General features: G+C 74.8%; 8 protein-coding genes. 4 read left to right on the forward strand and 4 right to left on the reverse strand.

Annotated elements, in window-relative coordinates:
- Window positions 1–81: 81 nt before the first annotated feature.
- The 4 genes from V5F53_RS10820 to V5F53_RS10835 are packed head-to-tail and all read left to right on the forward strand — an operon-like array spanning window position 82 to window position 14,826.
- Window positions 82–318, forward strand: coding sequence for an MbtH family protein (locus tag V5F53_RS10820; RefSeq protein WP_393996443.1), 237 nt, complete (start codon window positions 82–84; stop codon window positions 316–318).
- On the forward strand, window positions 315–9,929 hold the full coding sequence (locus tag V5F53_RS10825) for a non-ribosomal peptide synthetase (protein WP_393996444.1): 9,615 nt from the start codon (window positions 315–317) through the stop codon (window positions 9,927–9,929). The genes V5F53_RS10820 and V5F53_RS10825 overlap by 4 nt, the downstream gene beginning before the upstream one ends.
- 2 nt (window positions 9,930–9,931) lie before the next feature.
- Complete coding sequence (locus V5F53_RS10830) at window positions 9,932–14,047, forward strand: non-ribosomal peptide synthetase (protein WP_393996445.1); 4,116 nt, start codon at window positions 9,932–9,934, stop codon at window positions 14,045–14,047.
- A gap of 11 nt (window positions 14,048–14,058) precedes the next feature.
- Window positions 14,059–14,826: a GNAT family N-acetyltransferase gene (locus V5F53_RS10835; RefSeq protein ID WP_393996446.1), complete on the forward strand. Its 768-nt coding sequence runs from the start codon at window positions 14,059–14,061 to the stop codon at window positions 14,824–14,826.
- A gap of 236 nt (window positions 14,827–15,062) precedes the next feature.
- On the opposite strand, the gene fhuF is transcribed toward V5F53_RS10835, so the two are convergent.
- The 4 genes from fhuF to V5F53_RS10855 are packed head-to-tail and all read right to left on the reverse strand — an operon-like array spanning window position 15,063 to window position 19,377.
- Entirely contained in the window at window positions 15,063–15,821 is a 759-nt protein-coding gene (gene fhuF, locus V5F53_RS10840; protein ID WP_393996447.1) for a siderophore-iron reductase FhuF, read from the reverse strand.
- Window positions 15,822–15,831: 10 nt separating this feature from the next.
- Complete coding sequence (gene fhuB, locus V5F53_RS10845; RefSeq protein ID WP_393996448.1) at window positions 15,832–17,835, reverse strand: Fe(3+)-hydroxamate ABC transporter permease FhuB; 2,004 nt, start codon at window positions 17,833–17,835, stop codon at window positions 15,832–15,834.
- Window positions 17,828–18,724: an ABC transporter substrate-binding protein gene (locus V5F53_RS10850; protein ID WP_393996449.1), complete on the reverse strand. Its 897-nt coding sequence runs from the start codon at window positions 18,722–18,724 to the stop codon at window positions 17,828–17,830. Before V5F53_RS10850 ends, fhuB begins: the two co-directional genes overlap by 8 nt.
- Window positions 18,721–19,377 (reverse strand): sigma-70 family RNA polymerase sigma factor, encoded by a 657-nt coding sequence (locus V5F53_RS10855; protein ID WP_393996450.1) that lies wholly within the window; start codon window positions 19,375–19,377, stop codon window positions 18,721–18,723. Before V5F53_RS10855 ends, V5F53_RS10850 begins: the two co-directional genes overlap by 4 nt.
- Window positions 19,378–19,422: the final 45 nt, after the last annotated feature.

A 19,422-nucleotide genomic window follows, 5' to 3' on the forward strand; every position in this document is an offset into this window, starting at 1 on the left:
AGACATCCATCTCGCCGGGCGCGCCCACCCCGAAGGCAGGGCGCCGGGCCCTTCGCGCCGCGTGCGCTCACACAGGCTGCCATGGCTTTCGACGATGAGAACGCGGTGTTCCGCGTGGTGCGGAACGCGGAAGACATCCACTCCATCTGGCCGCTCGGCCGGCCGGTTCCCGCCGGCTGGAACGAAATCGGCTTCACCGGCACCAAGGCCGCCTGCCTCGACCATATCGAGCATGTGTGGACCGACATGCTGCCCTTGAGCCTGCGCCGCGCCCTCGCCGCCGGCGACGCGGAAGCGGCCGGAGGAGCTGACCGGTGAACCCGCTCGCGCCGCCCCCCGCCGCCACCTCGCCGGAGGACGTGGCGACCCACCTGCGCGCCCTCGCCGCCAGCCAGGGCGAGCGCATCGCGCTGCGGTTGCTCGACGATCCGCGCGCGGGCGAATGCGCCGTGAGCTACGCCGCCCTGGACCTGCGGGCCCGCGCCTTCGCGGCCCGCCTGGGCGCCATGGCCGCGCCAGGCGCGCGCGTGCTGCTGCTGCTCGACACCGGGCTCGACTACGTGGCCTCCTTCCTCGGTTGCCTGCAGGCGGGGCTCATCGCCGTGCCGGCCTTTCCGCCGGACCCCAGCCGGCCCCAGCATCAGGCCCGGCTCGCCGCCATGGCGCGTGACTGCGGGGCGGCGCTCGTCCTCGTCCACGCCGCCGACCGCGCCGGCGCCGCCCCCCTCGCCGGCGGGCCAGAGCGCGCCCTGGTGGTGGCGGTCGACGACGTGGCCGACGCGGAGGCCGCCGGCTGGCGCGGGCACCGGCCCCACGGCTCCGACATCGCCTTCCTGCAATACACGTCGGGCTCCACCTCCACCCCCAAGGGCGTGATGGTGAGCCACGCCAACCTGATGGCGAACGAGCATGCCATCCGCGCCGGCTTTTCCATCGCCCGCGACGAGACCATCCTGAGCTGGCTGCCGCTCTACCACGACATGGGGCTGATCGGCGGGCTTTTGCAGCCGCTGGTCAACGGCGCCACCTGCGTGCTCATGTCGCCGCGCCATTTCCTCGGGCGGCCGGTGCGCTGGCTGCAGGCCATCTCGCGCTTTCGCGCCGCCGTTTCCGGCGGCCCCGACTTCGCCTATCGCATGTGCGTGGAGCGCATCGACCCAGCCCAGCTCGACGGGGTCGACCTGTCGTGCTGGAACGTGGCGTTCTCCGGCTCGGAACCGGTGCGTGCGGCCACCATGGAGGCCTTCGCCGCGCGCTTCGCGCCGCTGGGCTTCTCCCCCGCCGCCGTGCACCCCTGCTACGGCCTCGCCGAGGCGACGCTGTTCGTCACTGCCCAGCGCCGGGGCGCCGGGCTGGCCGCGCCCGGCTTCGATGCCGCTCGCCTCGCCGCCGGGGAGGCCGTGCCGGCGACCGGAGCGGCGGCGGTGCGGGTGGTCGCCTGCGGCACGCCCGCCGACGGCCACGGCGTGCGCATCCTCGACCCGGCGAGCGGGCGCGAACTGCCCGAGGGCCGCGTGGGCGAGGTGATCGCGTTCGGCCCCAGCATCGCCCAGGGCTATTGGAACAATCCGGCCGCCACCGCGGTCACCTTCCCCCTGCACGAGGGCCGGCGGGTGCTGCGCACCGGCGACCTCGGCTTCCTCGCCGATGGCGCCCTCCACCTGGCCGGACGGGCCAAGGACCTCATCATCGTCCGCGGCCAGAACCTCTATCCCCACGACATCGAGGAGGCGGTGGAGCGGGAGGTGGACCTGGTCCGGCAGGGCCGCATCGCCGCCTTTCCGGTGAGCTTCGACGATGGCGAAGGCATCGGCATCGCCGTGGAAATCTCCCGCCGCACCCGCAAAACGGTGACGGCGCAGGCCATCGCCGCGCTGGTATCGGAGGTGGTGGGCGACGCCGTGCTCGAGCCGGCACGGGTGGTGGTGCTGCTGGAGCCCGGCGCCCTGCCGCGCACCTCCAGCGGCAAGCTCCAGCGCAGCGCGGTGGCGCGCGGCTATCTCGACGGCACCCTCGACGCCTACGCCATCGTGCGCGACGGGGTGCTGGACACGCCCGGCGACGACACGGGCGCGCCGACACCCCCACCCGGACCGGCGGCGGGCGAGAGCACCACGGCGGACGCCCTCGCCGCCGTCTGGGCAGAAGTGCTCGGGCGCGCGGACATCACGCCCGGCAGCCACTTCTTCGCCCTCGGCGGCAATTCAGTGGAAGCCATGCGGGTGCGCGCCGGCCTTGCCGCCCGGCTGGGGCGCGAGGTGCCGGCGGCGCTGCTGTTCCGCCATCCCCGGCTCGGCGCGCTCGCCGCCGCCATCGACGCGCTGCCGGCGGAGGCCACCGTCCGCGCGGCGCCCGCCGTTGCGCACGACGGCCCGGCCCCGCTCACCCCGGCACAGCGGCGCATGTGGTTCCTGGCCGAGGTCGCCCCGGACGAGACCGCCCGCGCCGCCTGTCACGTGGCCGGGAGCCTGCGCTTCGACGCTCCGGTGGACGAGGCGGCCCTGGCCGCCGCGCTCGGCGACCTCGTCGCCCACCACGACGCGCTGCGCACCGCATTCCGGCGCACCGAAACCGGCGACGCGGTGCAGGAGGAGCAGCCTGCCACCCTCCCGCTCGCGGTGGCCGACCTGCGCGACGACGCGGACGGCAGCCGCCACGCCGCCCTGGCGCGCGCCCAGGCGGAAGCCCCCTTCGACCTCGCCCGCGCCCCGCTGGCGCGGGCCCTGCTGGTCCGCCGGCCGGGCGGGCGCGACGAGCTTCTGGTCACCGTCCACCACCTGATCTGCGACGGCTGGTCCCTGGACCTGCTGTGCGCGGACCTCGCCGTCGCCTATGCGGCGCACGCCGCCGGCCGACCGGCCGCCCTGCCGCCCGCCGGCTCCGGCCTCGACCACGCCCGCCGGACGGCCCGGGCCGAAGCCGACACCGCCGACCTCGCCTTCTGGACCGCGCGCCTGGCGGATGCCCCGGCGCTCACCACCCTGCCCGCCGACGCCGCGCGACCGGCCCGGGCGAGCCATCGCGGCGGGCGGCTCGACATCACCCTCGACCCGGAGCTGACGGCAGCGCTGCGCGCGCTGGCCGCCGGTAACGACGCCACCCTGCCCATGGCCCTGCTGGCGCTGCTCGACATCCTGATCCACCGCCTCTCGGACGCCGAGGACCTGAGCGTCGGACTGGCCTTCGCCAACCGTGACGCCGCGGACACCCACCGCACCATGGGCCTGTTCGTGAACACCCTGCCGGTCCGCCTCCAGGTGGAAGGCGCCGCCGCCTTCAGCGAGATCCTGAGCCGCGCGCGGGACGCCGTGGTGGAAGCGCAGGCGCGCCAGCACGTGCCGCTGGAACGCATCGTCGACGCCCTCGGCACGGCACGCAGCCTCAGCCGGCATCCCCTGTTCCAGATCCTCTACACGCACCTGCCGCGCCGCGCCGCGGCGGGCCTCACGGCCTCCACCCGCGACAGCGGCGGGCAACAGTTCGACCTGGCGCTCGAAAGCGCGGAAATGGCGGACGGCGGCCTTGCCCTGGCGTTCGGCTACGCGCTCGACCTGTACACCCCCGACACCGTCCGCCGCCTGGCCGACGCCTTCGTGACCCTCGCCCGCGCCGCCGTCGCCGCGCCGGGCTCCCGGCTCGATGCCCTGCCGCTGGTGGAGGCCCGCGCGTTCGCCGCATGCGCCGCGCCCTGGCCGGACAACGGCACCCTGCCCGACCTGCCGGTGCCGGCGCTGATCGCCCATCAGGCGGCGTTGAACCCACGCGCGCCGGCGGTCATCTGCGGCGCGGCCCGCCAGTCCTTCGCGGAGATCGAGGCGGCGGCGAACCGCCTCGCCCATGTGCTCCTGGCGCGCGGCGTGGGGGCGGAGACGCGGGTGGGCGTCGGCCTGCCACGCGGACCCGGATTCATCGCCGCCCTGCTGGCGGTGTGGAAGGCGGGAGGCGCCTTCGTGCCGTTCGACCCGAACCACCCCGCCGCGCGCGTCGCCCATGTGCTCGACGACGCCGGCGTCCGCCTGGTGCTGGCGCGGGACGGGATCGCGCCGGGCTGGCCGCGCATCGACCCCGAGCGGCTCGACCTGTCCGGCCAGCCGGACACGCCGCCGAACCTGAGGATCGACCCCGCTCAGCTCGCCTATGTGATCTACACCTCCGGCTCCACCGGACGGCCGAAGGGCGTGATGGTGGCGCACGGCGCGCTGTCGATGCACTGCCGCGCCACCGGCGCGCTTTATGAAACCTCGCCCCGCACGCGTGAGCTGCATTTCCTCTCCATGAGCTTCGACGGCGCCCACGAGCGCTGGATGGTGCCGCTCATCCACGGCGGCGCCATCATCCTCACCGACGCCACCCCCTGGGCCACCGCCGACACCCTCGACACCCTGGCCCGGGAACAGGCGACCCATGGCGGCTTCCCCCCGGCCTATCTCGACGCCCTGGCGGACGCCGCCGCCGCACGCGGCGTGGCGCCGGGCGTGGACATCTACTCCTTCGGCGGCGAGGCCATGACCGCGGCGAGCTTCGCCCGCATCGCCGCCGCCCTGAAGCCGCGCCTTCTCATCAACGGCTACGGCCCCACCGAGGCCGTGATCTCGCCGCTCGCCTGGAAGGTGCCCGCCGGCACCCTCCTCGACACCCCGCATGTCCCCATCGGCCGGGCGGTCGGCGCGCGGCGGGCCTATGTGCTCGACGGCGCGCTCAATCCGCTGCCGGTGGGCGTGCCCGGCGAGCTCTACGTGGCCGGCGAGGGGCTGGCGCGCGGATACCAGGGCCAGCCCGGCGCCACCGCCGAACGCTTCCTGCCCGATCCGTTCGGCCCGCCCGGCGGCCGCATGTACCGCACCGGCGACCGCGCCCGCTGGCGCGCCGACGGCACGGTGGAATACCTCGGCCGCACGGACCGGCAGATCAAGCTGCGCGGCTTCCGCATCGAGCCCGGCGAGGTGGAGGCGGCGCTGGCCGCCCAGCCCGGCGTCGCCGCCGCCGCCGTCGCCCTGCGGGAGGTCGGCGCCTCGGCCCAGCTCGTGGGCTACGCGACGGGGACGGGCCTGGATGCCACCGCCCTGCGCGCCGCGCTGGGCCGCAGACTGCCCGACCACATGGTGCCAAGCCGCATCCTGCTGCTCGACGCGCTGCCGCTCACCCCGAACGGCAAGGTGGACTACACCGCCCTGCCGGTGCCCGGGCGCCCGGCGACGCCGGCGCAGGCCCGCCCACCCGGCAGCGAGGCCGAACGGCTGCTCGCCCGCATCTGGGCCGAGGTGCTCCGGCTGCCGGCACTTGCCGACGTCCTTGCCGACGTCGACGCCAATTTCTTCGAGCTCGGCGGCGATTCCATCCTGTCGCTGCAGATCGTCGCCCGCGCCCGTCGCGCCGGGCTGGTGCTCAGCGCCCGCGATCTGTTCGAGCACCAGACCATCGCCCGCCTCGCCGCCGTCGCGCGGCCGGAAGGCGCCGCGCCCGCGCCCGAGGCACCCCGCGGCCCCCTGCCACTGACCCGGCTCCAGCGCCTGTTCCTGGAGAGCGCGCCGCGTCCCGGCCATTTCAACCAGACCCTGCGGCTGCGACCGGCCCGGGCGCTGGACGCCCCCCGCCTCGCCGCCGCGCTGGCCGATGCGGTGGCCCGCCATGCCGCGTTCGACCTGCGCTTCACCCGCGACGACACTGGAGCATGGCGGCAGGAGGCGGGAACGCCGCGCGAACCCCCTCTTCTCGACCAGTCCGAGGCGCGCGATGCGGCCGAGGCGTCGGCCCAGTTCGCGCCGATGGAAGCGACGCTCGACCTCGACCGGGGGCCGCTGCTGCGCGCCCGCCTCACCGCCCTCGCCGATGGCGGGCAGGCGCTGTTGCTCACCGCCCATCATCTGGTCGTCGACGCCGTGTCCTGGCGCATCCTCATCGATGAGATCGAGGGCGCCTATCTCGACCTCGAGCAGGAGCGGACACCCGCGCGCCGGTCCGCTCCCCGCCCCTTCGCCCTGCGGGCGGCGCACCGGCCCGAGCCCGCGCCGCCGCTGCCCGTGGTCCGCCTTGTCGCCGACCACCCGGACGGCGCCAACACCTTCGGCCGGCGCCGGATGACCCGGCTTGCCGTGGACGCGGCCCGGGTGGAGGCGCTGCGGCAGGTGGCGTTCGCCCATCACGCGCGGCTGGACGACCTGCTGCTCACCGCCGTGGTGCGCGCCACCGGACGCCTGCGCGGCCTGCCGCAGGTGACGGTCGGCATCGAGCGGCACGGGCGCGACCTGCCGCCGGACACGGACTTCAGCCAGACCGTGGGCTGGTTCACCGCGCTGGCACCGGTCGCGGTGCCGCTGGAGGACGACCTGCGCCGCGCCCTCCTCGTCACCAAGGACGCCGCCCGCCGCGCGGTGGCGGACGGGGAGGCCCCGCCACCGGCCCTGCTGTTCAACCACCTCGGCCGGGTGGATGCCGGCGGCGGAGCCCTGCTCACCGTTGAGGCCATGGACCTCTCCGCCGACCCCGAGATGCCGCTCGGCGCCGAGCTGACGGTGGACGCGCTGGAACGCGGCGACGGCGCTGAACTGCGCCTGACCACCTCCGCCGCCCGCTGGGACGCGGCGACCATCGACCGCCTCGCCGCCGCCATCGACGCCGATCTTATCCGCCTCGCCGCGCTTGAGAGCGACGGCGCGGCGCCCTGCGACTTTCCCCTCGCCGGGCTCTCACAACCGGCGCTGGACCGGCTGAGCCTGCCCTGGCGCGAGATCGAGGACCTCTATCCGCTCACTCCCACCCAGCAGGGCATCCTGTTCCATGCCCTCGACGATGCCTCCGGCGGCGGCGCTTATGTGAACCAGCTCCGCGTCACCCTGTCCGGGCTGGACGCGGACCGCTTCGCCGCCGCCTTCGCGCGCGCCGTCGGCCGCCATGACGTGCTGCGCACCGGCTTCCTGTGGACCGCCGACCTCGGCGCGCCGCTGCAGGCCGTCCGGCGGCAGGTGCCGTTCGCCGTGCGCGTGACCGCCCCGGTCGACGCCGCCGGGCGCGACGCCCTCGCCTCGGCCGAGCGCGAACGCGGCTTCGCCCTCGATGACGCGCCGTTGATGCGGCTGTGCCTCGCCCCTCTCGCCGATGGCGCCCACCTGCTCATCTGGACCGCCCACCACCTGCTCCTGGACGGCTGGAGCTCGGCCCGCCTGCTGGCGGAGGTGTTTGCGGATTACGCCGGCACCCCGGTGGCGCCGCCGCCCGCGCGCTTCCGCGACCACATCGCCCGCCTCGCCTCCCGCCGCGACGACGGCGCGGACGAGCGCTTCTGGCGCTCCCGCCTCGCTCGGCTGGAGGAGCCCACCCTGATCGCCGCGCCGACGGCCACCGAGACCCGCTTCAACCACCTGACGACCCCGCTGGACGAGGCCCTGTGGACCCGCATCGCCGCCACGGCGAAAGCCGAGCGGGTGACCGTGAGCAGCCTGTTCCAGGCCGCCTGGGCGCTGGTGCTGCGGCACATGACCGGGCGCGCGGATGTCGCCTTCGGCATCACCCTCTCCGGCCGGCCGGAGGACGACGACCGCATGGACGGCGTGCTGGGGCTCTTCATCACCACCGTGCCGGCCCTCCTCTGCGTGCCGGGATCGGGTCGCGCCGGCGACTTCCTCCAGGCCGTCCAGGCCGAGGCGCTCGCCCGCGCCGCCCACGCCGGAACGCCGCTGGTGGACATCCTGAAGTGGGCCGGACGCAGCGGGCAGGCGCTGTTCGACAGCCTCCTGGTGTTCGAGAACTATCCCATGGACGCAGCCCTGAAGGCCCGCGCGGTGGCGGGGCTCTCCATCGGCCCGGTGATCTGCGAGGAAGCCACCAACTTCCCGCTCACCCTGTCCGTCATCACCGACACGGCGCCACACCTGCTGTGGAGCCATGACGCCGCCCGCCTGCCGGCGGCCGAGGTGGAACGGCTCGCCGTTCGCCTGCAGATGGCGCTGGAGCTGCTGGCGGACGGGCGCGACGCCGACCTCACCACCTTCGGCCTCGCCACCGGGCAGGAACGCGCAGCGGCCCGGGCCCACGCCGCCGCGGCCGAGCCGGCGGCGGCGGTGCAACCGGTTCACGCGCGCATCGCCGCCGCCGCCCGCGCGCGGCCGGACGCCATCGCCGTCACCTGCGGCGACGACGCCCTGACCTATGCGGCGCTGGACCGCGCGGCGGAACGCCTGGCCCGCCGGCTGGCGGCGGAAGGCGCCGGACCGGGGCAGATCGTCGGCATCTGCGCCGCGCGCACCCCGGCCCTGGTGGCCGGGCTTATCGCCATCCTGAAGACTGGCGCGGCCTATCTGCCGCTCGATCCCCTCTATCCTCCAGCGCGGCTCGCCCACATGGCACGGGACGCCGGCATCGCCCTGGTGCTCGCCGACGACGAAAACGCCGAGACCGTTCCGCAGACCGGGCTGCGGCGCATCCGCCTCGACCTGTCAGGGCGGGACGGGGAGGATGCGGCGGCGGCGCGCCCCTGGCCGTCGCCGCACCCGGACCAGCCGGCCTATGTCATCTACACCTCCGGCTCCACCGGCACGCCGAAGGGCGTGGTGGTGACCCACGGCAACCTCTCGCGGCTGCTCACCACCACCGCGCGCGGCTTCCACTTCGGGCCGGACGACGTGTGGACCCTGTTCCACGCCTATGGCTTCGACTTCTCGGTGTGGGAGATTTTCGGCGCCCTGGCCCATGGCGGGCGCCTGGTCGTGGTGCCGCAGGCGGTGAGCCGCGCGCCGGAAGATTTCCTAGACTTGGTGATGCGCGAGAAGGTGACGGTCCTGAACCAGACCCCCTCCGCCTTCCGCCCGTTCATGCAGGCGGCCCTGGCGCGGGAGAAGGCGCCCGAACTCGCCCTGCGCGCCGTGATCTTCGGCGGCGAGGCCCTGGACGTGGCCACCCTCGCGCCCTGGTACGCCCGCTTCGGCACCCGGGCCCGGCTGGTGAACATGTACGGCATCACCGAAACCACGGTGCATGTGACCTGGCGCCCGCTCGCCCCCGAGGATACGGCCGGCACCCCTCGCAGCCCCATCGGCACCCCGCTTCCCGACCTGACGCTCCACCTGCTCGACGACCGGCTCGACCCGGTGCCGGACGGCGTTCCCGGCGAGCTGTGCGTGGGCGGGGCCGGCGTCGCCGCCGGCTATCTGGGCCGGCCAGGGCTGACCGCCGCGCGCTTCGTGCCCGACCCCTACGGCCCGCCCGGCAGCCGCCTCTACCTGAGTGGCGACCGGGCGGTGCGGCGGCCCGACGGCGGCCTCGACTATCTCGGCCGCGGCGACGGACAGGTGAAGATCCGCGGCCACCGCATCGAGCTCGGCGAGATCGAAGCCCGGCTGCGGTCCGAGACCGGCGCGCGCGCGGCCGCCGTGGTGGTGCGCGAAGCGGCCGGCGGCGCCCAACTGGTCGCCTATGTGGTGGCGGACGCGCCGCCCGACCCGCGCGCGTTGCGCGACCGTCTCCAGGCGACACTGCCCGACTACATGGTTCCGGCCCATGTGGTGGCGCTGGACGCCCTGCCGCTCACCGCCAACGGCAAGCTGGACCGCGCCACCCTGCCGGAGCCGACCACCGAGGCCGCCGCATCCGCGCCGCCGGAGGGGCCGGACGAAACCGCCCTCGCCGCCATCTGGCGCCAGGTTCTGGAAGTGGAGCACATCGGCCGTGACGACAATTTCTTCGCCCTCGGCGGCCATTCGCTCTCGGCCACCCAGGTGCGGCTGGAGATCCGCGCGCGGCTGGGCATCGACGTGCCGGTGCGCCGGCTGTTCGAATGCCAGACCCTGCGCAGCCTCGCCGAGGTCCTCGGACAGCTGAGGGCGTCCGTCGTCGCCGATCCGGACATCCAGGCGGCGGCGGGATCGGCCCAGGACGATGCGAGAGGGCAAGCGCTCGCACGCATCGACGCGCTCCTGGGCGCGCTGGAGGATTGAGCATGGCACCGTCTCCCGCCGACCTCGCCCTGCGCTTCGCCCGCCTCCCGGCCGACAAGCGCCACCAGTTCCTGGAGGCGCTCGCCGCCGCCGGCATCGACTTCCGCCTGCTGCCCATTCCGGCACTGGAGCGGGCCGACGGCCGCGCGCCGCTCTCCTTCGCCCAGAGCCGCATGTGGGTGGCACAGCAGATGGGGGGCGATCCCGCCCTCGCCACCATCGCCGGGGGCCTCATCCTCCACGGGCCGCTGGATGCGGACGCGCTCGCCGCCGCCTTCGCCGATCTCAGCAATCGCCATGAAGCCTTGCGCACCACCATCGCCGAAGGCGCCGGCGGCACGCCCGAGCAGGTGATCCACGCCGAGCCGCTCGCGGCGCTGACGCGCATCGACCTGAGCGGCGCCGAGGCTGGGAACCGGCGCCTCGCGGCCCTCTCCGATGCCGATGCCCGGCAGCCGTTCGACCTCGCCACCGGGCCGCTGACCCGGGCCACGCTGGCACGGCTCGACGCGGAGCGCCATGCGCTGCTGGTCACCCAGCATCACATCATCTCCGACGCCGCCTCCCTGGCCGTGCTGCTGCGGGAGCTGATGGCGCTCTACGCGGCCCGCCGGGCCGGCACGCCCGCCGCTCTTCCGCCGCTGGCGCTGCACTATGCGGATTATGCGGCGTGGCAGCGCAACTGGCTCTCCGCCGGGGAAATGGCGCGGCAGATCGAGGGCTGGCGCGCCCGCCTCGGCGACGGCGGCGCCCCCCTGGACCTGCCCGCCGACCGCCCGCGCCCCGCCACCCGGAGCCATCGCGGCGCCCGGCACACGGTGCGATTGCCGCCCGACTTGTGTGATCGCCTGCGCGCGGTGACCCGCGCCGCCGCCGCCAGCACCGCCATGGGGCTGACGGCGGTGCTGGCGGCTCTGCTGTTCCGCCTCACCGGCGACGGCAGGCAACGGATCGGCATTCCGGCCTCCAACCGCGACCGCGCGGACACCCAGGATCTGGTCGGCCTGCTGGTGAACACGCTGGCGATCCGCGTGGATGTGGCCGGTGGCCTCAGCTTCCATGAGCTGCTGGCGCGGGTGCGCGCCGCCCTGCTCGACGGCGAGAGCCTGCGCGACACCCCATTCGAGGAGGTGGTGGAGGCGCTCCAGCCCGCGCGCAGCCTGGCCCGCAGCCCGCTGTTCCAGGTGATGCACAGCCACCTGGTGGAGGCGCCTGCGCCCCGCGTCGCCGGCCTGACCCTGACGCCGCTGCCGCGCGAGACCGGAGCCATCGCCTTCGACCTGGTGCTGGAGAGCGTGGAGCAGGCGGACGGCGCCATGACCCTCGCCTTCGGCTACGCCCGCGACCTGTTCAAGGCCGACACGGTCGCCCGCCTGGCGCAGGATGTCCTGACCCTCGCGAACGGGTGCCTCGCCGGCCCTGATCGGCCCCTCGCCGAGATCGCCCTGGTGGATGCGGCGACGCTCGACCGCCTGTCCGCGCCCTGGCCTGGGCCACCCCCGCTCGCCGACCAGCCGATCCCCCACCTCATCGCCGCCGCCGCCCGCCGCGACCCCGATGCGCCGGCGGTGCTGTTCGGCGCCGAGACGATGCGCTTCGGCACGCTCGACGCCGAGGCGAACCGCATCGCCCGGCACCTGCTGCGCCTCGGGGTCGCGGCGGAGGACCGGGTGGCGGTGGGGCTGCGGCGCACGCCACGGGCGCTCGCCGCCTTTCTCGGCGTGCTCAAGTCCGGCGCCGCCTTCGTGCCGTTCGACCCCGACCACCCGGCCGAGCGCATCGCCCATGTGATCGCCGATTGCGGCGCCCGCCTCGCGCTCGTCGAGCCGGATGGCCCCCCGCTGCCCGACGGCGTGGCCGCGCTGCGGCTGGAATGGCTCGACCTCGGCGACCTGCCGGACACGCCGCCGGAAGTGACGATCCATGCCGACCAGCTCGCCTATGTGATCTACACCTCCGGCTCCACCGGCCGGCCCAAGGGCGTGGGCGTGCCCCATGGCGCGCTGGCCGGGCATGTGCGCGCCACCGGGGCGCTCTACGGCACCTGCCGCGAGACCCGGGAACTGCACGTCCTGTCCTTCGCCTTCGACGGCGCCCATGAGCGCTGGATGGTGCCGCTGGCCTTTGGCGGCGCCATCATCCTGCGCGACCAGGGCCTGTGGACCGCGCAGCAGACCCGCGATGCCCTGGCCCGCCATGGCGCCACCCACGCCGGCTTTCCCCCCGCCTATCTCGCCCAGCTCGCCGATTGGGTGGAGGCCGCCGGCGACCCGCCGCCGGTGTCGCTCTATTCGTTCGGCGGCGAGGCCATGCCCCGGGCCGTGTTCGAAACGGTGAAACGGGCGCTGCGGCCACGCACCCTCATCAACGGCTATGGCCCCACCGAGGCCGTGATCTCCCCGCTGGCGTGGCGCGTTGACGCCGCCGCCAGCTTCGAGGGGCCCTATGCCCCCATCGGCCGGGCGGTGGGCGCGCGGCGGGCCTATGTGCTCGATGCCGCGCTCCAGCCGGTGCCACCCGGGGTCGCGGGTGAACTTTATCTGGCGGGAACGGGGCTGGCGCGCGGCTATCTCGGCCGCCCCGGAGCCACCGCCGAGCGGTTCGTGCCCGATCCGTTCGGGCCGGCGGGCGGACGCATGTACCGCACCGGCGACCGGGTGCGCTGGCTCGCCGACGGCACCGTGGACTATCTCGGCCGCGCCGACCACCAGATCAAGCTGCGTGGCTTCCGCATCGAGCCCGGTGAGATCGAGGCGCACCTGCGCCAGGACGAGACGGTGCGCGAAGCGCTGGTGATGCTGCGCACCGATGACGGCGCGCCACGGCTCGTCGCCTATGTCACCGCCACGGCCGGCGCGCAGGCGCAGGACGCCGCATTGCGCGCCGCGCTGCGGACACGCCTGCCCGACTACATGGTGCCCGCCCGCGTCGTGGTGCTCGACGCTTTCCCGCTCACCCCCAACGGCAAGGTGGACCGGGCCGCCCTGCCGCCCCCGCCGGAGGCGGCCGGCCCGGCGGAGGTTCCGCCCCGGGGCGCGACCGAGGAGGCCATCGCCGCCATCTGGCGCGAGGTGCTGGGGCGCGAACGGGTCGCCGCCAACCAGAACTTCTTCGAGCTCGGCGGCCACTCGCTCGCCGCGCTGCGGGTGCTGAGCCTGCTGCAGAGGCGGTTTCCGGATAGGCGCATCGCCCTGCCGCTGCTGTTCAGCCACCAGGACATCGCCAGCCTCGCCGCCGCCATCGATGCCGACGGGGTGGAGGCGCCGCAGGTGGTTCGCCTCAATCCGCATGGCAGCCGGCCGCCGCTCTATTGCTTCCCCGGCCTCATGGTGAACACCCGCGAATATGCCCCGCTGGTGCGCCGGCTGGGGCCGGACCAGCCGGTGACCGGCTTTGTCTGCTATTCCCTCACCGAGGAGCGCAACAGCCTGGTCTCGGTGGAGGAGATCGCCGCCCGCTACGCCGACCACATCCGCGCCGAATGCGCTGGCGGCGGCGCCACCCTGCTCGGCTGGTCCTGGGGCGGGGTGCTGGCGTTCGAGGCGGCACGGCTGCTGAAGGGCGAGGTCGACATCGGCTTCGTCGGCATGCTGGACGTGTGCAATCTCGACGTGAGCTTTGCCGTCGGCCGGCTCGCCGACATCGCCCCCGGCGATCGCGCCCGCCTTGCCGCCCGGGTGGCGGGCTGGCTGGACAAGGCGCCCATGCGCGCGGAATGGGAAACCCTGTTCGCCCGCATGGACGAGCCCCTCACCGCCCAGTTCCTGCGCTATGTGGAGACCATCGGCGCCGACCTGCCGGTGGACGGGCCGGCGCTGGGCAGCCGCGAATACGAGCTGTTCACCTTCATCGACAACACCCTTCTCTACCGCACCTACCGCATGGCGCCGCTCGACGTGCCGGTGCGGGTGTGGCTGGCGGAAAACTCCCTGGCGCGCGGGCTCGATCTCGTGGACTGGCACCGCTACTCGCCACGGGTGGATCAGGTGGAGGTGGTGCCCGGCGTGACCCACCGCGAGATCGTGGAGAGCCGCCGCTTCCACGACAGCTTCGCCCGCAGCCTCGCCGACGCCTGGGCGGGGACGGCGGCGCCCGCGCTTTCCGGCGCGGCCGAATGAAAGAACCGATCATGCCCGATTTCGCCACCTTGCTGGACGCCCACATCGCCGCCCAGTCCGGCTGCTATGTCTCTGGCGTCGACTTTCTACCCGACGGCGGGCGCTTCCTGTGGTCGGAGCGCCTCGGCGAGCCCTCGCTGAACCTGGGCGTGGGCACCGAGGACGTGGCGGCGGTGCGGGCGGCGGCCACCGCGCGCGGCCGCCTGCCGGCGCTGCTCGCGGCCGACGAGGCCGGCGCGCGGCGGCTTTCGGCACAGCCGGGCTTCGCCGCCGCCTTTCCCACCGCCTGGATGGTCGCGCCCGCCGGCGGCGATCCACCCGGCGACATCGGGCTGACTGTGGAGGTGAGTGATAGCCCCCGCCCATCGCCCGGCTTCTGCGCGGTGGCCCGTGGCCTCTACGACGATCCGCAGCTGGCGGCGGCGGCGGAGATTTATGTGTCGGTCCTGGACGGGGCAACCGGCAGCGGCGCAAGCCCGGCCCATCTGGTGCTGCGCGACGGCGAACGACAGCCTGTGGCAGCAGCCTCGCTTTACCGCATCGGCGCGCTGGCGGGCCTCTACAATGTGGGCACCCTCGCCACCCATCGCGGGCGCGGCCTCGGCCAAGCCATCACCCGCGCCGCCCTGGCCCTCGCCGCCGAGGGCGGGGCGCGATCCGTATTCCTCCAGTGCGCCCCGGGGCCGGTGGAACACTTCTATGCCCGGCTCGGCTTCGTCACGACCACCCGGCCGGTTCTCGCCTGCTTCGGCCCCGGAGACGGCGCCTCCGGCGCCTGATGCGGCCCGTCCAGCGCCCGGACCAGCCCGGTGTCTGCCCGAGGGCCCCGGGCTCACCATGGGTCCCTGAGCCAACCTCCCGGGCCATCGGCGTCAGCCATCCCCACCCCGGGACGCGCCTTCGGGCCCGGCGCGCACACCAGCGGGGCGACCACAGCGGGGCGCGGACCTCACCGCGCAACTCCAGGCGACACCATCCCGGCCAAGAATGTCAGCCGCCGGTCCGGCGGCGCGCCTCACAAAGACGCGGCGGCCTTGCCCGGTTGCGCGCCAGCGCGCCCGGCGGCGGCCAGCACATGCGGGCAGTTGCTGCAATAGCCGCGCCCCGGCAGCAGATTGCGCACGCAGCACACCCGCCGCCACCGCCGCTCACCGCCCGGCCCCTCCACATAGCGCACCGGCGCATGGAACGGGTTGCGCCGCCCGTCCGGCCAGCGCGGCGCGGCCACCAGCCGGTCGCCCGCCGCCACCGCCTCCGGCGTGCCGCCGGCACTCTCCAGTTCGCGCACGATGGCTTCAAACAGGTTGCCGGCGTTGGTCCACAACACCTTCGGCGAGAGGCCCGAGCGGGCTGAAAGCGCGGCGAACACCGGCTCCAGGTGGTCGAAGACCAGCGGCTGGAAGCGCGAGAACGGATCACCCCCGACGGCGTCCTCCCCCTCGTGGGGAAGCACGAAATGGTCCGGTAGCCCGTCTTCGTCGAGCACCACCGACAGCGCCTCGGCGGCCACCGGCAGCGCGCGGCCCAGCACCAGCCCCGCCACCACCACCACCGGCATCAGGATGTGCACATAGTGGATGGAAAACAGCGAGGCGAGCGCCCGCCGGTCCTCGCCGCCGAAATGCGCGGCCACGCGCTCCAGCGCCGCATCGAACCGCGCCGGGGCGATCAGCGCCGGCAGCGGGATGGCGCCGGGCTTCTCGCCGGGCAGGACCAGCGTATCCGCATACGGCGCGAGCGCGCCATGGAAGAGGGGAGCGAGGGACTGAAGCATTCACGGTTTCTCACAGCCGCCGGATGCGCCACAGCAGGTAGGGCGCGCCGATGAGGGTGGCCAGCAGGCCGGTGGGAATCTGCCGTGGGTAGATGAGGGTTCGCCCCAGCACGTCCGCCCCCACCATCACCAAAGCGCCGATCACGGCGGCGGCGGCGAGATGCGACAGCGCGCGCGGAAACCCGGCCAGCCGCGCCAGATGCGGCGCCAGCAGGCCGACGAAGGTGAGCGGGCCAACGATGAGGGTGGCGGTAGCGGTCATCAGCGCCGTCAGCACCAGCAGCAGCAGGCGCGAGCGCCGCACATCGACGCCCACCGCGCCGGCGGTGACCGCACCGAGCGGCAACAGATCCAGCCAGCGCGTGAACGGCACCACCGCCGCCCCCAGCACCGCCAGGGCCACTGCCCCCGTCACCGCCTCGGCCGCCCCGACCCGCGCCGTGGAACCGGCGAGCCAGGCCAGCAGCGTCATCGCCCGCGGATCGCCCGAGGCCGTCACCGCCACCACCAGGGCATCAAACAGCGCCCCGAGCGCGATGCCGGCGATGAGGATGCTGTCGGGCGCGAAAGCGGCGCGCCGGGTCAGCCACAGCAGGCCCACCGTGGTCAGGAAAGCCCCGCCCGCCCCCGCCGCGATCTCGGTGGCGCGGTCGGCACCGGGCAGCACCATCACCACCGCGATCAGCGCCAGGGCGGCGCCCGAGGTGAGGCCGAGAACCTCCGGGCTGGCCATCGGATTGCCGGTGACCCGCTGGGTGATGGTGCCGGCCATGGCGAGCAGGCCGCCCGCCGCCAGCGCCGCCACCACCCGCGGCCAACGCCATTCCAGGAAACTGCCGGACAGGTCCAGGCTCCAGCCCGCCGTGTCGTGCGAAAGCGCCAGCGCCGGCAGCACCAGCACGCCAAGCGCCGCCGCCAGGCCCAACAGGGCCAGCGCCGGCCGGCGCGCGCGGGGCTCCAGCGCCGTCGGGGCCATGCGCGGCGGGCGCACATCGCGGCTCAGGCGCGGCAGCAGCCACAGCAGCAGCGGCGAGCCGAACAGCGCCGTCAGCGCGCCGGTGGGCACGAGGTCCCCATAGAGCCCCGCCAGCACCTGCACCAATTGGTCCGCCAGCCACAGCAGGGCGGCGCCGATCAGAGGCGCCCACACCAGCCGCGCGGCGAAGGTGCGGGCGCCCGCCAGGGTGGCGAGCGCCGGCGCCGCGAGGCCGACGAAGCCCACCACGCCCACCGCGCTGACCACCGCCGCCGCCAGCGCCACCGCCACCGCCAGGGCGCCGAGGCGCAGTCCCACCAGCGACACCCCCAGCCCGCGCGCCCCCGCTTCATCGAGATCGAGCAGGGCCAAAGGCCGCGCCATCGCCGCCGCGCCGACGCCGGCCGCCGCCAGCAGCGGCATCAGGCGCGCCACCACGCTCCAGTCCTGCTGGGCCAGGGAGCCCGCGCCCCATATGAACAGGCCGGCGAGATAATTCTGGTTGAACAACACCACCGTGGCGCCAAGCGCGCCAAAATACAGGCTCACCACCATGCCGGCGAGCACCACGGCCAGGGGAGCGAGGCCCTTGTTCCAGGCGAGGGAGAACACCAGCAGCGCGGCGGCGCCGGCCCCGGCGAGGGCCGCCGCCTCCCGCCCCAGGCCGGCGAGGCCGGGCACGGCGAGGGTAGCGGCCACCAGGGCGAGATGGGCGCCGGCCGAAACGCCGAGCGTGGTGGGCGAGGCCAGCGGATTGCGCAGCACCTGCTGCATCAGCACGCCCGACAGGCCGAGCGCCGCGCCGCACAGCCACGACACCAGCAGGCGCGGCACCCAGCTGAAATGCACCACCAGCTCGCCCATGCCCGCCGGCGACAGCAGCGCATGGACGACAGAACCGCCGTCGACGCGGGCTGCCAGGCTCTGCGCGCTCAGCAGCGCCGCCAGCAGCGCCAGCCCGCCCGCCAGCAGCACCGGCCCCCTGGCCGCCAAGGTCCGCCCGCGCCGCGCCGGCGCCGTCCCGATCCGATCAGCCACGCTCGTCTCCCCTGGCCGCCCGCGAGATGGCGGCGTGGTCCGCCAGCACCCGGGCGAACCGCATGGCGGACACCAGCCCGCCGAACGACCACACCGGCGGCAGCAGCCCCACGCGGCCCGCCTCGACCATGGGCAGGCGACGCCACAGCGGGCCGTGCGCAAGGGTCGCCCGCGCCTCCGGCGGCACCGGCTCGAAGATCAGCAGCGCCGCGTCGGCCGGGGCGGCAAGGTGCTCCAGGCCGAAGGTGGCGAAGCCCCAGAAGCTGGCCGGCGCGGTGAAGGCGTTGGCGAGGCCGAGCTTCCCCATGACCGCGTCGAACAGCGAGCCGCGCCCATAGACCCGCACATGCCGCGCATCCACGAAGCTGGCGAGATAGAGCGGGCGCCCGGCGAGCGGCGCCACCACGGGCCGGGCGGCGACGAGCGCCGCCTCGGCCGCGGCGAGCAGCCGGTCGCCGGCCTGCGGCCGCCCGGTGGCCCGCGCCAGTGCCATCGCCACCTGCCGCGCCCGCTCCCAGACGTCGCCGTCCGGCGCGAAGATGGCGAGGCTCAAGGTCGGCGCGATACGGGCCAGGACCGGCTGAAGCGCCTCCAGCTGCGGCGTGATGACGATGAGGTCGGGCCTCAGCCGCGCCACCGCCTCGAGGTTCGGCTCCAGCCGCAACCCCACATCGGCGACCCCGGCCGGCACCGCCGGCTCCCCGACCCAGCGGCGATATTCAGCCGCCTCCGCCATGCCGGCCGGCACCACGCCGAGCCCGAGCAGCGTCTCGACGATGCCCCAGTCGAACGCCACCACGCGGGCGGGCGGTGCCGCCCCCGCCGGCCCGGCGAGCACCAGGGACGCGGCGGCGACCACCGCGCGGCGGCTGACGAGCGCGGGGCTCACGCCATCGCCTTCGCGACCGCGCGGCGTCCGCCGGTCCGGCGGCTTGCCCGGGCCGGCTCCGCCAGCGGGCACGGGGCACGGGTGCGGCCGCAATAGCCGTCGATGCTGTCGCGGCAGGCCTTGGTGGCGTCCCGCACCATGAAATTGACCAGGGTGCGGGACACGCCGAGGTAGGCAGCGATGTCCTTCTGCGGCATCCCGTCCAGGCGATGGCGCAGGAAGGCGAAGCGGGTACGCGGCGGCAAGCCGGCGAGCGCGCGCATCACCACCCCCAGCATCTCGCGCTGCTCCATGCGCTCCAGCGGGCAGGCGCCGGGCATCGGCACGCGCTCGGCCTCCTCGGCGCTGCCGGCACGGCTGCGCTCCCGCTTCAGGCGCCGGGCGCGGTCGATGGCGAGATTACGCACCAGGCGGTGGAGGAACGGAGCCGGATGGTCCGCCTCCAGCACGCCCTCCGCCTCGCACAGCTTCACCGCCGCGTCCTCCACCACCTCCTCGGCCAGATGCTGGGCCTGAAGGATGCGGAAGGCGACCCGCGTGAGGTGGGCCCGGTGGGCCAGCAGCGCCGCCAGCAGAGGCGCGGTGGACGATGCGCCCTCAAGCGCGCCGGAGGGCGCGAGCGCGGTCACAGATGCGTGGATCGGCGCGTTCATGGAACCCCCTTTCCGCCCGTCGGCGGCGGTGCCGCCGGGCGTGGC

This window comes from Xanthobacter cornucopiae (assembly GCF_043195065.2).
In the GTDB taxonomy this organism is placed as follows: Bacteria; Pseudomonadota; Alphaproteobacteria; order Rhizobiales; family Xanthobacteraceae; genus Xanthobacter.